The following is a 15,057-nucleotide window of genomic DNA, read 5'->3' as shown; positions in this document are numbered from 1 at the left end:
TAGTTATATGAGTCGTGTATTGATTACGCTTATTCTTATACGGTATGTTGTTTGTATCGTTTCTTATTCAACATACCTCAACTAAAATAGCAAAAATTAAAGAGGTTGCTGTGAGAATTTTGTCACTTAAGTTACAGGCTAAGTTATAAGAATGACGTGGTTATCTCCTTTATTACCTTAATTTTTGCCATTATTTAGCCTCTTAAACGAAGAGTTTTACGATTGGGGTTGTAATCACAAAAAATTCTTGTATAATCTGCAACTGGTGGCTCCATTGGTAGCCTCGCAACATTGTTCTATGAATCCCGCCAGGACCGGAAGGTAGCAACGGTAATAGTTATGATGTGTGCCGAGGATGTGCTTTTGGAGTCGCTTTTTTTTGCCTAAAATTTGAGTGCGATCTTAATAAAATATAAACAACGCTCATTTGCTATATTAAGCCCTTCATTGTAAAGGGCTTTTTTTGGCTCGCATTTCGTTAAATTTTAACTTCTCATTGATTAAGATAGGTTAAAATACAATGTATTAACTTTTATTAACATTCTAGATACTTTGGGATTCTTTTATGAAATTGTTCGTTTGGCTGTTCATTGCATTCGTGGTGCTAGTGGTGGTATGTGGCGTCTCGATATTTAACAAATTGGTACGCGCCCGCAACCAAGCAAAGAATGGCTTTGCACAGATAGATGTGCAGCTAAAGCGGCGTCATGATTTGATTCCCAATTTAGTCGAAACCGCCAAGCGTTATCTGACGCATGAAGAAGAGACGCTGACTCGTGTGATTAGTGCACGTAATCACGCCCAAAGCTTGCAAGACTCTAATAAACATCAGCCAGACTCGCTTGAGCATATGGCGCTATTTGCCAAAGCAGAGGGTATGTTGTCGAAAGCGTTGGGGCAATTTTCTGCGGTTGTGGAGGCTTATCCTGAGCTAAAAGCAGATAGCTTGATTAAGGAGTTGATGGATGAGCTGACCAATACCGAAAACCGGATTGGCTTTGCCCGTCAGCATTATAACGATAGCGTGATGTTTTATAACAATGATCGCGAAGTGTTTCCTAATAATCTTGTCAGCACAACTTTTGGCTTTCGTCCACTTAGTCCATTGGTATTTGAAGATAGAAAACTCATTGCTCAAGCACCTGTCGTCGATATGGGCTGATATTTACATACTGTCAAATGCACTTAGTTATGGTTAGGTAAGAGTAATAGATGGATTTTTTTGGTGCACAGCGTAGCCGTACTCAGCGCAGCTTATTGCTCTATGGGCTGTTTTTTCTCATTGTCTTTGCCCATTTGGCAGTAGCGCTGGCTATCATGGCGCTACTGCTGACGATATTTACTGGTGGCGTTTATAAGTGGGTATTAATACTGGTTGCTGTTTGGACGCTAGGTAGCTTTGTCATTGGTAGTTTTTTGGAATATGGTCGCCTAAAAGCAGGTGGTCGAGCGATTGCTAAGCGCGTGGGCGCGGTGCGATTGTTTATCGACCACAGCCAAGATGCTTGGGAGCATAGCCAAGGAGTTGCCCATCAGCATCAGCCTGTATCTAAAGTTCGCTTTAGTGCCCGCCATATTGCGGTGCGTGATGAGCGCGATTTCCCGCCTGTCTATCGGCGTTATTATGAGATTGCCCAGCAGCTAGCTATTGCTTCAGGTTTGCGAATGCCTATTCTATATGTGCTGCCTGAAGAACAAGGCATTAATGGTTTTGTAGCGGGTCGCCATAGCCAAGATATGGTGCTCGTCGTCACCCAAGGCGCGCTTGATAAGCTATCTGATGAAGCGCTATACGGGCTAATAGGGCATGAGTATGGTCATATCTTACATGGTGATGCGACGTTTAATTTACAGCTAATGGTGGTGTTAGCAGGCTTGCAGTTACTCTATGACTGGAGTGATTCTATTAATAATTTTGGTGCTGGTTATAAAAGCAGTCATAAAAACAGTCAGCAAAACTATTTTGATGGCTCTTTTATTAATAGTGCGGTTAAGCAAAACAACCCCTTGCCGCAAAGAGCAATTGATAGCCATGCGCGTCGCACTGAAGCGTTAACAGCAAACTTTAACACTCATAGTGAATGGGTAAGCTATTGGCAAGCTCAGTCGAATAACCAGTCACAAAGCCAGCAATCATCAACACAAACTCAGTCGATGTGGCTGCAAAATAATAATAAGTTCGATAGCCAAGCACCGCGTAATATTTGGACATTATTAATCCATGGTTTGAGCTTTTCTAGTATGGCCAGTGCTCAGCTCATCAAACACAGCTTTAACCGTGAGCGCGAGTTGCTTGCCGATGCGACCAGCGTACAGCTCACACGTTCGCCGGCTATTATGGAAACCTTAAAGGCCATTCATCAAGATGCGCTTGGTTCGCGCTTAACTGGCATCACCGATATTAATGGATTAAGTCATTTCTTTTTTGCTAGTAGTGGTGCCGATTTGGGTGACGTATCGTGGTTTGCCACCCATCCAAGTTTGGCTGAGCGCATGAGTGCCATCAATGCCAATGCTTATCATGATTTCGCCGTGCAAGTGGCTAAAGAAAAACGTCTCAATCAGCAAAAGATAAAAGAAATTTATGAGCAGCGCCGCTTGGGTGATTGGGGTGTAATAGTAGTAAATAGCCTAAGCAATAATAAGCAAGAGAAAAATGCACATCAATCGCGAGTATCTGCAGTTCAATCAGCGTCAGATATTTATAAAAGCGCGACCGATAAAAACCGCTATTCGGCTGATAAAAGACTTAATAGTAACTTCAATGATGTTATTGACGAAGGTACTATTCAAAAAGTTGCTATTCAAAAAGATATTATTCAAAAAGCTGCTATCGAAAAAGAAATTGCAACTTTTTCGACTAGTGAGATAAATAATGAATTGCAGGACGATAACGGGCTTGAATTTTTTGTAGAGCAAGATGTCGTTATTGACGGGCGTTTGCAGGTGCAAGCAGAAGATGTCGGTACGCATCAGTTGCTTAAGCCATGGCAAGCCAAACCTGATAGTGATTTGCCATCAGATACCTTGATTGGTATCGAAGATATACAAAAAGTATCGCTACCGCAGTATGTGCTCAATCACAGTTATCATCCGCTAGGTGCGCAAGCTCTGATTGAATCCGTGCTGCTTTGTCATCAGGGTTATGCGCTGTCAACAACAGCAACTTATGACTTAACTGATATCTGGCTCGGGCTCGATAGCGATAGAGCTTTTGCTACTAAAACTAAAGTCGATATAAATAACACACAAATTTTACCGCATACACTCGATCATAAATTATTAGCGGCAGTGGCAAATCTTGACAGACGATTAGACAGTGCTTTGATTGCGTTGGCGCTAAAGCAACTACGCCAGCATGATTTATCAGAAAGTGCTATTGATGAATGGCGCTTAAAATATGAAGCCAGTCATAGCACTCAAGATCATCAACATTATGTGCAGAAAAAAAAGTGTCGTACGATGCTGTTGCGTTATCAGCAAGGTATCATTGAGCTGTTTGAAAACTCCCTTACGGCTGATTTAAACCAAAATATCGCTGATACTATAGATAATGATGCTTCTATTGTTAAATCTACATCCGTATTAAATCCTTTAGAAAATACGCGCTCTCGGTTGTCTCGGTCGCCAGCGATTTTAGCGTTATGGCAGGCGCTACAGCTACAGCAATTGTTGCCCGTATTGTCTGCCGTATTAAATGATACACAGGTTCAGTCGCATCTTCACCCTCAATATCTATACTATCAATGGCAGCAAGTATTACACGCTAGTACGGATGATATTTATACTCAGCTTGATCCTTCAGGAGAAGTATTTGATGGTCTTGATGTTGCCGCAAAAACCATGCTGACTTTATTGGCTTATCGCTTATCAAAGGATGCTAAAGGGCAGATAATATCTGCCCTAGATAGCTCAGTACCTATCTCAACACCTATTTCAGTGCTCAGCTATAATAGTGCTAGCGTTGCTCATTATCTTGTAGGTTTACGCCGTCATGCACGTTTGCTTGATATTGATTTAGCAGCCGTTAGTGAGGCAAATTTGCAATGGTTATTATTGACTGCGCAAAGTTTAAATAGTGTTCAATTACTGGCATTGATAGAAGCGGTGCCTATTTTTATAGCGTCTGCCAGTCAATCGTCTGGTTCTAAAGCCAAAGGTGATGATAATTATCGACAGAGGCAACAGGGCGATGCTCAAATAGATTATAATGCGATTAATAATGAGCCTCATGGTTATAATGATTACTGGCAATGGCTGAGTACGTTGCATACAGTGATGTTACACGATACGATAGTCAGTCAAGATGAGTATGATTGCTTGACCGAGCTTGCCAATCATTGGCTAGGCGTTCGGCAGCTTTTTTGAGCAGTGTCATTAATTGCATTTGAGTATTCTTTTGATAGTAAAAGCCTGTAAATCCATTTTAGACAAGTAGGATAGTAAATAAGCATGAGTGATATCCAAGACCCGCTAATTGTATTGCAGCATCGTATGCAGCAGCGCCAGATTTTAGCGATGATGGGTATCAATCAGTGGGTGCAGCCAAGCTCTGAGACATTGAGTATCGCTGATATTTCTGCGCCTGCTCTGCCTGAGCAGACTGTAGCTAACTCAACTTTAGCTAATGCCAGCACTCCATCTAATGCTACGGCTTCTTCTGCGACGAGTACTGAACAGCCAAGCCTTGAATCTTCTAATATTGAATCCCTAAACATTAATGCCATATCAGGTATGGTAGATGATGAGTCTAATCATTCTTATGATGACGCTAATGAGACAGGTTTAAGCCAATCTGACCAACAAAGCCCCGCCACCTATAGTTTTGACTCGACTGTCCCTGACATCTCTAAGCCTGCCGTTACCTCACTTGTAAATACGGTCGTTCAGCAAGCTGCGATTGACAATGTAAATAATGCTCCAAGCTTTGAAGATAGCAGTTTTACAGAGAATAACTTTAAAGACGATAGCTTCAAAAAGGTAGTACCATTTGATTTACAAGGTGGTCGCTATGGCGATTGGGTAATTTTGGTTGATATTCAAGCCCTTAATTATGACAGCCAAAAGCTGTGGCAAAATATCACCCAAGCGCTCTCCATCAATTGTGAGACGACCTCATTCCCTATTTGTGAAGGTATGGATACCGCTGAGCTTGCTAATGCCAGCCTTGCAGGATATGTCTTTAAGATTGGTCGTCGCGAAGAGATAAAAGTTGCCGCATTGACAGTGTTACCTGACGGTCTTGAGCATCCGAACTTTACCACTGTGCCGACACTCGATGAGATGCTTACTGATAGTAGCCTTAAACGTCAGCTGTGGGAGCAGTTATCAAAGTAGTATTAAAGGCTTACCACTTACGATTATTACGACTACTACGACAGAGATTAAAAAGTAACGATAATATTCACCTTTATCATTGAATCTTTAATAACCACGATGATTTCATCATATCTAGGATAATAATTATGACCACCAAAGCCGCTCCTAACCGTGTACCCAACTTTTCAGCGGGACCTGCCACCATACCGACCGCCGTCTTATCACGCGCTCAAGAAGAGTTGCTTGATTGGCAGGGACGCGGTATGTCGGTCATGGAAGTGAGTCACCGTAGTAAAGAGTACATCGCGATTACCGAAAAAGCCGAAGCCAAATTGCGCTCGCTCATGGACATTCCAGATAACTATAAAGTACTGTTTTTACAAGGCGGTGCCAGCTTACAGTTTTCAGCGATTCCGTTAAATCTATTAAATGGTGGACGCGCAGATTACCTAACGACGGGTACTTGGTCTGGCAAAGCGGTTAAAGAAGCGCAGCGCTATGCCAAACTGGGTTTGGGCGAGGTTAATGTGGTCGCAACGAGTAAAGACAATAACTTTACCGATGTGCCAGACCAAAGTGATTGGAATCTGAGCGCAGATGCGGCATATTTTCATTACTGCACCAACGAAACCATTCACGGTGTGCAGATATTTGAGCCGCCACAAGTCGATGCGCCGATTATCGCCGATATGTCTTCTTGCATTTTGTCACAGCCCATTGACGTTTCTAAGTTTGGTATGATTTACGCCGGTGCACAAAAAAACATCGGGCCAGCAGGACTAATTATCGTCATTATCCGTGAAGATTTATTGGGCAAAGCGAGTGAGTGGTGCCCGCTGCTGATGAATTATGAACACCAAGCTGAAAAAGAATCCATGTCAAACACGCCAGCGACGTATTCTTGGTATTTAGCAGGACTAGTATTTGATTGGTTAGAAGAGCAGGGCGGCGTTGCTGCTATCGGCAAAATTAACCAACAAAAAGCGGATTTATTGTATAAAACCATCGATGACAGCCGCTTTTATAGCAATCCAGTAGCCAAAAAGTATCGCTCTATCATGAACGTGCCGTTTACGTTAGCCGACAGCAGCCTTGATAAAGTGTTTTTAGAAGAGTCGGCGGCAGCAGGCCTCATGAATCTAAAAGGTCACCGCGATGTCGGTGGTATGCGCGCCAGCATTTATAATGCAGTGTCATTAGAGTGGGTACAGCAGTTGGTTGACTTTATGATTGACTTTGAAAAAAAGCACGCTTAAGTTAGTACAGGCTTTGAAACAAAAGGCGCAACTTTAAGAGCTGCGTCTTTTTTTATGTCTATTAGCGTTTTTTTAAGTAGCATAATGCGTTATGTAGCATCCTTAACACCGCAAAGCATTAGGTTAAAAAACCTAAGTTTGTTATGATAAAATTTCTTCAATTGCCTATTTTGCCGTCAGTCGCGCATTTTTTATCCAAGTCGGTTTAGAGTAGAAGGTCGTTATGAGGGGTATTACATAGTCATGATGCTAAAAAACACCATGCTAAAAGCCGTCTTGCTTGTCATGACTAGCAGCTGGATACCTGTTAGTATCGCAGCGCCAATCACCACGACTGCGCTTGGGCACAATAGTACCACTGAGTATATTGACGTACCATACATGCCCTATGCCAATCCAAAGGCGCCCAAAGGTGGTACGCTTTCATTGGATGCACGCGGCACCTTTAATGCGGCCAATAAATGGATGACCACAGGTGTGGCGATGGTTGGTACGGACTATCTGTATGATACCTTGATGACAGGCTCACTCAATGAAGCCTTTACCATGTATCCGCAGCTGGCTGATAAAGTCACGTATGATCCTGATGATACCAGTTGGATTATTTACCATATTAATCCTGCCGCACGCTTTTGGGATGGCTCGCCGGTGACCAGCAGTGACGTCAAAGCCACTTATGATGCGATATTGAATAAAGGCCCGATGTATATCCGCAGTTATTTAGGCGATATTAAAGACGTTGAGATTATCGATAAGCAGCGGGTAAAGTTTGTTTTTAAGTCTGATGACAATAAAGAGATTTTATTGACGGTCGGCCAGTTTCCTATTTTTGCTAAATCCTCGATTGATACAGATTTTGAAAAAATAACCTTGACGCCGCTCATGGGTAGCGGTCCTTATAAGCTTGGCCGCGTCGATGCGGGGCGTGCGGTCAGCTATGTGCGTGATCCCAATTATTGGGGCCGTGATTTGATGGTCAATCGTGGTCGTTATAACTTTGATATGATTAAATTTGTCTATTATCAAAGTGATGAGATTGCTTTTGAGGGTTTTAAATCTGGGCAATATCGCTTCCGCCCGGAAAACAAAGCCTCTAATTGGGCAACAGGTTATAATTTCCCAGCTGTCAAAGCTGGTCTGATTAATAAAGAAACCATAAGCAGCGAAAATCCAGTACCGATGCAGGGTCTGGTGATGAATATGCGTAGGCCAATTTTTCAAGATATTCGCGTCCGCCAAGCATTGACGGCAGCTTATGATTTTGAGTGGATGAACAAAACTTTATTCCATGGGCAGTATGAGCGCTTACAAAGCTTCTTTCATGGCTCAGAGCTTGCTGCTACTGGTACGCCATCTGCGGCTGAGATGCAGATATTAAGCCCATTGCTGGCCAAGCTTGAACCGATTCAGCGACAAGCGGTATTAACGGAATGGCGATTGCCAACCAGTGACGGTAGCGGCTTTAATCGTAAAGCCTTATTAGAGGCGCGCCAGCTGTTGCTAGATGCGGGCTTTTATTATCAAGATATGAAGTTATATCAGCCAAACGGCAAGCTTGCTCAGATTGAGATTTTGATGACAGGCGAGACCATGGGGCGCGTGCTGTTGCCTTATATCCGTAATCTAAAGCGTTTGGGCTTTGATGCGAGCTTACGTCAAGTCGATGGTCCGCAATATTACGAGCGCATACGCCGTTTTGACTATGATATGGTCGTCGATGTCTTCGCCCAAAGTCTATCGCCTGGTGCTGAGCAAGCGGCATTTTGGGGTAGCGCGGCGGCTGATCAACCCGGTAATAGAAATACAGCCGGTATCAAAAACACAGCCGTCGATGAAATAACAGCCAAGCTTGCGAATGCTGAAAATCGTGACGAGATTATTTTATATACTAAAGTACTCGATCGTCTGCTGCGTGCGGGTCATTATTTAGTACCGTTATATGGCAAGTCTGGCACCAATGTGGCCTATTGGGATCAGTATCGCCACACTGAAAAGCTACCAACCAATGCCGTCGGTATCGACTATTGGTGGGTTGATAAAGAAGCAGAGTCACGTGTTAATCAATATTTAAAACAATAAATGATAGTGATTTTTAAGTTTTATTTCATATCAAAATTTTGATAAAAAACATTAGCAATAAAGATAACTACTGGTAAGGATTCAATATGAGTATTCGTATTCACCCGATCAAAGCGTTCAATGATAACTACATTTGGACACTCATTAATGAAAATAATAAGCAGGCCATTGTCATTGATCCGGGTCAAGCTGAGCCAGTCATTGCTTATTTAGAAGAAAATGAGTTGGAGCTGACGTCTATTTGGACCACTCATCATCATCATGATCATATCGGCGGCGTCGCAGAGCTACAAGAATCTTATCCGATGACGCATCTGGTCGCACACAGTGAGCATACGGTAGATGAAGATCAAACCATTAAAGATGGCAGCACCGTAAGTGCTTGGGGCTGCTCCGCGCAAGTTTGGGATGTCTCAGGTCACACCGCCAGTCACATGGCTTATATACTAGATATCGATGGTAGTAAGCATTGTTTTTGCGGGGATACCTTGTTTAGTGCGGGCTGTGGACGTGTGTTTACTGGGACAATTGAGCAGTTGCATGAGAGCTTTAAGCGTTTAAATGGCTTACCAGCTGAGACGCTGCTGTATCCAGCTCACGAATATACTGCCAGCAATCTACGCTTCGGCCTATCTATTGAGCCTGCTAATGAAGCGATGCAGCAAGCATTGGCGCAAGCAGAAGAAAAAACGGCACAGGGCATTCCAACACTACCTGTGACCTTAGAACATGAGCGCGCGATAAATGTGTTTTTGCGGACGCAAGAGCCGAGTGTGATAGCAGGGGTAAAGTCTAAAGTCACTATCGATGATGATAAGTCTTTAACTATATTTGCAGCATTACGTGAGCTAAAAAATAACTTCTAAATGCTAAGTTGTCATATTTCTTTATTTTAGGAAGCCGCCATTATGGGTCGTTATATCTTAAAAAGGTTATTACTGATATTACCGACGCTATTTTTGATATTACTGGCAAATTTTGTGATTGTCCAAGCAGCACCGGGCGGTCCTGTTGAGCAGCAGCTGGCGCTTATCGAGCAAGGTGCAAAAGACAATGCGCTTGGCGGTAATATTGGCGCGGGTAGTGCGGGAAATAACAGTACCTATCAAGGTACGCGTGGCTTATCTGAGGAAATGGTTGCAGCGATTAATGCGCAATATGGCTTTGATAAGTCAGCCCCTGAGCGTTTTTGGCTGATGCTAAAGAATTATGCCCAGTTGGATTTTGGTGAGTCGTTTTTTAAAGGTCAATCGGTGACGGATTTGATTGTCGAAAAACTGCCCGTATCCATCTCGCTTGGGCTTTGGAGCACGCTGCTGATTTATATGATCGCCATTCCACTGGGCGTGTATAAGGCCATGCATCATGGCTCGGGGATTGATAAAGTCACTGCCATGCTACTGGCTATCGGCCATGCGATACCCGTCTTTGTATTTGCCGTCATATTACTAGTATTTTTTGCTGGTGGCAGCTACTGGAACATTTTTCCACTGCAAGGATTAACTTCCGAGAATTTCGATCAATTAAGTGTACTTGGTAAAGTAAAAGATTACTTTTGGCATCTGGCGCTACCGCTCCTAGCAAGTACCGTTGGCGGCTTTGCAGGCTTAACCTATTTGACCAAGTTTAGCTTTTTAGAAGAGCTTGGTAAGCAATATGTGCTTACTGCTCGCGCGAAAGGCTTGGGTGAGCGTCAAGTGTTATACGGTCATGTCTTTCGTAATGCCATGCTGATTATTATTGCTGGTATCCCAGCAGCTATCGTTGGGATTTTCTTTGCCGGTAATTTTCTCATTGAAATTATCTTTAAGCTTGATGGTTTGGGGTTGTTAGGTTTCGAAGCTATTCAGCAGCGTGATTATCCGGTGATATTTGGCACGCTGTTTATCTTTACTTTGCTCGGATTATTATTGCAGTTAATTAGTGATTTGAGTTATCACTTAATTGATCCGCGTATTGATTTTGAGGGGCGCTAATGTCAAGTCATCCATTATCCTCAACGCCCTCAACTGCCTCTTCTATTCCACTAGAAAAAAAACGCCGCCTAAATCCTATTTGGCAGGCACGCCTAAACCGTTTTCGTCACAATCGCCTTGGAGTGATATCGCTATTTATTTTTGCCCTGATATTTGTTATTTGTATGGCAGCCAATGTGATTGCCAATGACAAGCCGCTACTGGTGCAGTATCAAGGTGATTATTATTTTCCCGTACTAAAAGCCTATCCCGAAACGACTTTTGGCGGGGTGTTCGAGACCGAAGCCAACTATAAAGACCCTGCGGTACAAATGCTGATTGATGAGCAGGGCTTTTATATTATGCCGCCCATCCCTTTTGCTGATCAGACACCGAACGTTGAGCTAGGAATTCCATATCCAGCCGCGCCCAATAGCCAAAATTGGCTTGGGACAGATGATTTGGGTCGTGATGTGCTGGCGCGGATACTTTACGGCATGCGGGTATCTTTGTTGTTCGGTCTGGCCTTGACGCTAGCAGGCGCGCTTATTGGTATTATCGTTGGTGCGATACAAGGGTATTATGGTGGTTGGGTAGATTTAGCAGGGCAGCGCTTTATGGAAGTATGGGGCGGTATGCCGCAGCTGTTTATGATTATTATTTTGGTCAGCTTGTTTAGCCCTAGTATTACTATGCTATTTGCGATGATGCTGTTATTCGGTTGGATGGGGCTGGTTGGTCTGGTGCGGGCAGAGTTTTTGCGTGCGCGTAACTTTGATTATGTCCGTGCGGCGCGTAATCTCGGGGTGTCGGACAGCCAGATCATGCTAAGACATATCTTGCCCAATGCCTTAGCGTCAAGCTTGTCACAGCTGCCGTTTATTTTAACGGCCAATATTATTGCACTGACAGCCTTAGACTTTTTAGGATATGGTCTGCCACCCGGCTCACCGTCGCTGGGTGAGCTGATGGTACAAGGCAAAAATAACCTTGATGCACCATGGCTTGCGCTATCAGGGTTCTTTAGCTTAACCTTTATTTTATCCTTGCTCATCTTCGTTGGCGAAGCGCTACGCGATGCCTTTGATCCGAGGCGCTCTTAATATGAGAACTGCTAAGATGATAACTGCTAATACGACAACCATTGCTGAAAAAAATAAACTTTCAAGCGAAAATAATAGCAATGCCCAAAGCAAGCTCATGCTAGCAGTAGATAAGCTTAGTATCATGACTAATGCAGGCGTTGCTCTGGTAGATAAGCTATCGTACGAGCTAAGGCAAGGACAAACTTTGGCCATCGTTGGGGAGTCAGGCTCTGGTAAGTCGATTGCTAGCCTAGCGTTATTAGGTTTGTTACCAGACAATTTGACGGTTAGCGGTGAGGTGCAGTTAGCAGATGCAACAGGAATAGCTACATTGCCGGTCACTAATGATAGGGCACGTAATGCAGCACTGCAATCTGTGCGCGGGCAGCGTATTGGTATGGTGTTTCAAGAGCCGATGACGGCGCTCAATCCACTGCATACGGTAGGCAAACAAATTGCAGAATCCTTGCGTCTCAGCGGCGTAGCCAAAAAACAATGGCGTGAAAAAAGTATTGCCTTACTAGACGATGTCAACATCACCAATCCTGCTGATAAGCTGAATCGCTATCCACATGAGCTGTCTGGTGGTCAGCGTCAGAGAGTCATGATTGCCATGGCATTAGCGCAGCAGCCCGATATCTTAATCGCTGATGAACCGACCACCGCGCTCGATGTGACTCTGCAACATGAGATTCTTGCCTTATTAGATAATCTTAAACGTCAGCATAATATGGCGATGATGTTAATCAGCCATGATCTCAATTTGGTCAGACGCTACAGCGATGAAGTCATCGTCATGCGTCAAGGACAGACGATTGAGCAAGGGCAAACTGCAGCAGTATTTAGTCAGCCTAAAGCCGACTATACGCGCTCGCTTATCAAGCAAGACTTCGGGCAAGCGCTCAGTTTATTTGATGATGAAAGTCAGTTACCAATCGTATTGCAAGTCAGCAACTTACAAGTAAAATTTCCGATTGAAAAAAGCTTGTTTGGCGGCACCAAACGTTGGTTCGATGCGGTAAAAGATGTCGATATGACCCTGCAAAAAGGACAAGCATTAGGTATCGTTGGTGAATCAGGTTCTGGAAAGACCACAATAGCGCTGGCACTAAGTCAATTGCTTAGCAATCAAGCACATATCAGTGGTCAAATAATGATTAATGGGCAAGACATTACAGCATTGTCCAAACGTGAACTGCGCACCTTCCGCTCGCAGATTCAAATGGTGTTTCAAGACCCCTTTGCCAGTATTAATCCGCGCATGACGGTCATGCAAATCGTCGAAGAAGGATTATTGGTACAAGGTGTCAATAAAGCACAACGTCAGCAGGCGGTGATGGATAGTTTGGCTACTGTGCATCTACCAGCTGATTTTGCGCAGCGTTATCCGCATGAGTTATCAGGCGGTCAGCGTCAACGGGTAGCCCTTGCGCGTGCACTCATTATGCAGCCCAGTCTGTTGATATTAGATGAGCCAACTTCTGCGCTTGATAGCACTACGCAGGTCACTGTGGTCAGCTTGCTACGAGAGATTCAACAAAAACTGCAAATCAGTTACGTCTTTATTAGCCATGACTTAAAGGTAGTACGCGCTTTATGTCAGCATATTGTGGTGCTAAAAGACGGCGTGTGTATTGAGTTTGGTCGTAGCGAAGATGTTTTCAATAATCCACAGCACCCGTATGCTCAGCAGTTATTACAGGCAAGCATGATTTAGCCTAGGGTCTGTTGAACATTCAAATGTGGCACTGGCAGTAGCTATTTTTTAGACAATGCGCAGTGAAATTTTTGATGCCTAGTCATTCTAGGTTAGACAATTTCGCCATGTATTGGCAAAAAATAGCTACTGCCCTAAAAGGCTGATGCTAAAACCACCCCAAACGTTGTTGTAAACCTAGCTAAGGTCTCGACATTATCATCGGTTTACGCCTGATTTGATAAAAGGTTTGGGACGATTTTAGCGATCAGCAGTCCTAATATTTGAATGTTCAACAGACCCTATTAAAAGATCAACAGTCAGAAATGAATAGCTACGTAATTACATAATCATGTAGCTGCACTAATTTTGAAATAAGTGGAACACTCTACATGATCGGCAGGCTCAAAATAAAACCTATCCAAGCCCGAAACCCTAACGAGCCAAATCGACCGTCAACCACGCTTGAGCTGTTGTTTGATTTGGCCTATGTCATTGCTGTTGCCGCCGCCGCCGCTGGTTTTTATGACCGCCTAAGCGAGCACGATCTTTCAGGTTTTTTGACCTTTATTGTGGCATTTTTTATTCTGTGGAATGCGTGGACCAGCTTTACGTGGTTTGCGTCAGGCTATGACCCTGATGATTGGTTTTATCGCTTATCAGTGATGTTCCAGATGTTTGGCTCTCTTATGATAGCGGCCAACATTCATCAGTTTTATGAGCAAGGGCTGACTTGGATTGGGGTGACGGGTTATGCCATTATGCGGCTAGCGAGCTGTAGTCAATGGTGGCGCGTCTATCGACAAGTCCCAGACCATAAAAAAGTCGCTGGGCGCAGCATGGTCGGTCTGTTAACTTTACAGGCGTTGTGGATTATCTGGTTATTTTTACCATCCGTGTTACAAACGCCCGCCTTGTTTTTGTTCATAGCAGCAGAGCTACTCATGCCAGTATGGGCGCGTTCAGAGCAGTTTGATAACTGGCATCCTGGACACATTGCTGAGCGTTATGGACTATTACCATTATCGTATTGGGTGAGGGCGTCGTAGGCGTTAGTAACAGTATTCAATATTTTTTGGTTAACTCTACCTCGGCTGCGAGTAGCATCCTGTTACTCGGCTCAAGCTTAGTCGCTCTCGTGTTTTCTTTATGGTGGCTGTATTTTATCGTGCCATTTGATACCATTTTAAATAAAGAGCGCCGACGTCATGACTTGTCTTTATTTGGTTATGGGCACTTTTTTATCTTTGCTGCCTTAGCAGGTTTGGGTAGTATGCTGAATCTGGTTACCGAATCCGTCGCCGGTGAAACGGGTGATAGCGCCAAAAAAATCATCTCAGAACCTTATGCAATGGGCATGCTAATGAGCATGTTGGTGGTATTTTTATTGACGCTGACCATCTTACGAGAATTGATGTGCCGTAGATCAAGCCATAATGTTATTGCGATGCTCCTTGCACTGACCATCATTGGACTGAGCTATATAGCGGTCACGCAGGGATTGCCAATCACCTATGGCATTTGGCTGAGTATCTTGGCACCTGTGGTGATGATTTGGTATTTTGGGCAAGACAATAACCAGTGGCTGGTCAAAGAAGAGAATTAAGGTTGCCTTATTTATGAATACTGCTGCTATTGGACGATTCGATAAAACCTTCTAAAAAATC

The 15,057-nt window shown here is 43.7% G+C and carries 9 protein-coding genes, 1 other RNA gene and 1 pseudogene; all 11 read left to right on the top strand.

Annotation, left to right across the window (positions count from 1 at the left end; genetic code table 11):
- The first annotated feature begins 272 nt into the window (after positions 1–272).
- The 11 genes and pseudogenes from ffs (at position 273) to W293_RS17585 (ending at position 14,996) form a co-directional block, all read left to right on the top strand.
- An RNA gene (ffs, locus tag W293_RS16940) (signal recognition particle sRNA small type) lies at positions 273–369 on the top strand.
- Between the two features lie 196 nt (positions 370–565).
- Positions 566–1,162, top strand: coding sequence for a LemA family protein (locus W293_RS0103785; protein WP_025651180.1), 597 nt, complete (start codon positions 566–568; stop codon positions 1,160–1,162).
- Positions 1,163–1,212: 50 nt separating this feature from the next.
- Complete coding sequence (locus W293_RS17405) at positions 1,213–4,368, top strand: M48 family metalloprotease (protein WP_025651179.1); 3,156 nt, start codon at positions 1,213–1,215, stop codon at positions 4,366–4,368.
- Positions 4,369–4,452: 84 nt separating this feature from the next.
- Entirely contained in the window at positions 4,453–5,337 is an 885-nt protein-coding gene (locus W293_RS0103775; protein ID WP_025651178.1) for a hypothetical protein, read from the top strand.
- Between the two features lie 128 nt (positions 5,338–5,465).
- Positions 5,466–6,575: a 3-phosphoserine/phosphohydroxythreonine transaminase gene (gene serC, locus W293_RS0103770; RefSeq protein ID WP_025651177.1), complete on the top strand. Its 1,110-nt coding sequence runs from the start codon at positions 5,466–5,468 to the stop codon at positions 6,573–6,575.
- 246 nt (positions 6,576–6,821) lie between these two features.
- The gene (locus W293_RS0103760) at positions 6,822–8,654 is read left to right on the top strand and encodes an extracellular solute-binding protein (RefSeq protein WP_025651176.1); all 1,833 of its coding nucleotides are present in this window, start codon (positions 6,822–6,824) and stop codon (positions 8,652–8,654) included.
- Between the two features lie 86 nt (positions 8,655–8,740).
- On the top strand, positions 8,741–9,520 hold the full coding sequence (gene gloB, locus W293_RS0103755; RefSeq protein WP_025651175.1) for a hydroxyacylglutathione hydrolase: 780 nt from the start codon (positions 8,741–8,743) through the stop codon (positions 9,518–9,520).
- Between the two features lie 42 nt (positions 9,521–9,562).
- Positions 9,563–10,630 carry a microcin C ABC transporter permease YejB gene (yejB, locus tag W293_RS0103750; protein ID WP_025651174.1) on the top strand — a complete coding sequence of 356 codons (1,068 nt, stop codon included), beginning with the start codon at positions 9,563–9,565 and terminating at the stop codon, positions 10,628–10,630.
- Positions 10,630–11,712 carry an ABC transporter permease gene (locus W293_RS0103745; RefSeq protein ID WP_025651173.1) on the top strand — a complete coding sequence of 361 codons (1,083 nt, stop codon included), beginning with the start codon at positions 10,630–10,632 and terminating at the stop codon, positions 11,710–11,712. Before yejB ends, W293_RS0103745 begins: the two co-directional genes overlap by 1 nt.
- A gap of 1 nt (position 11,713) precedes the next feature.
- Entirely contained in the window at positions 11,714–13,411 is a 1,698-nt protein-coding gene (locus W293_RS0103740; RefSeq protein ID WP_156915593.1) for an ABC transporter ATP-binding protein, read from the top strand.
- Between the two features lie 371 nt (positions 13,412–13,782).
- Positions 13,783–14,996: pseudogene (locus tag W293_RS17585) on the top strand (low temperature requirement protein A).
- Positions 14,997–15,057: the final 61 nt, after the last annotated feature.

Origin of the sequence: Psychrobacter sp. TB67 (assembly GCF_000511065.1) — a bacterium.
Lineage (GTDB): Bacteria > Pseudomonadota > Gammaproteobacteria > Pseudomonadales > Moraxellaceae > Psychrobacter > Psychrobacter okhotskensis.
This window is presented reverse-complemented; position numbering and strand designations above follow the sequence as displayed.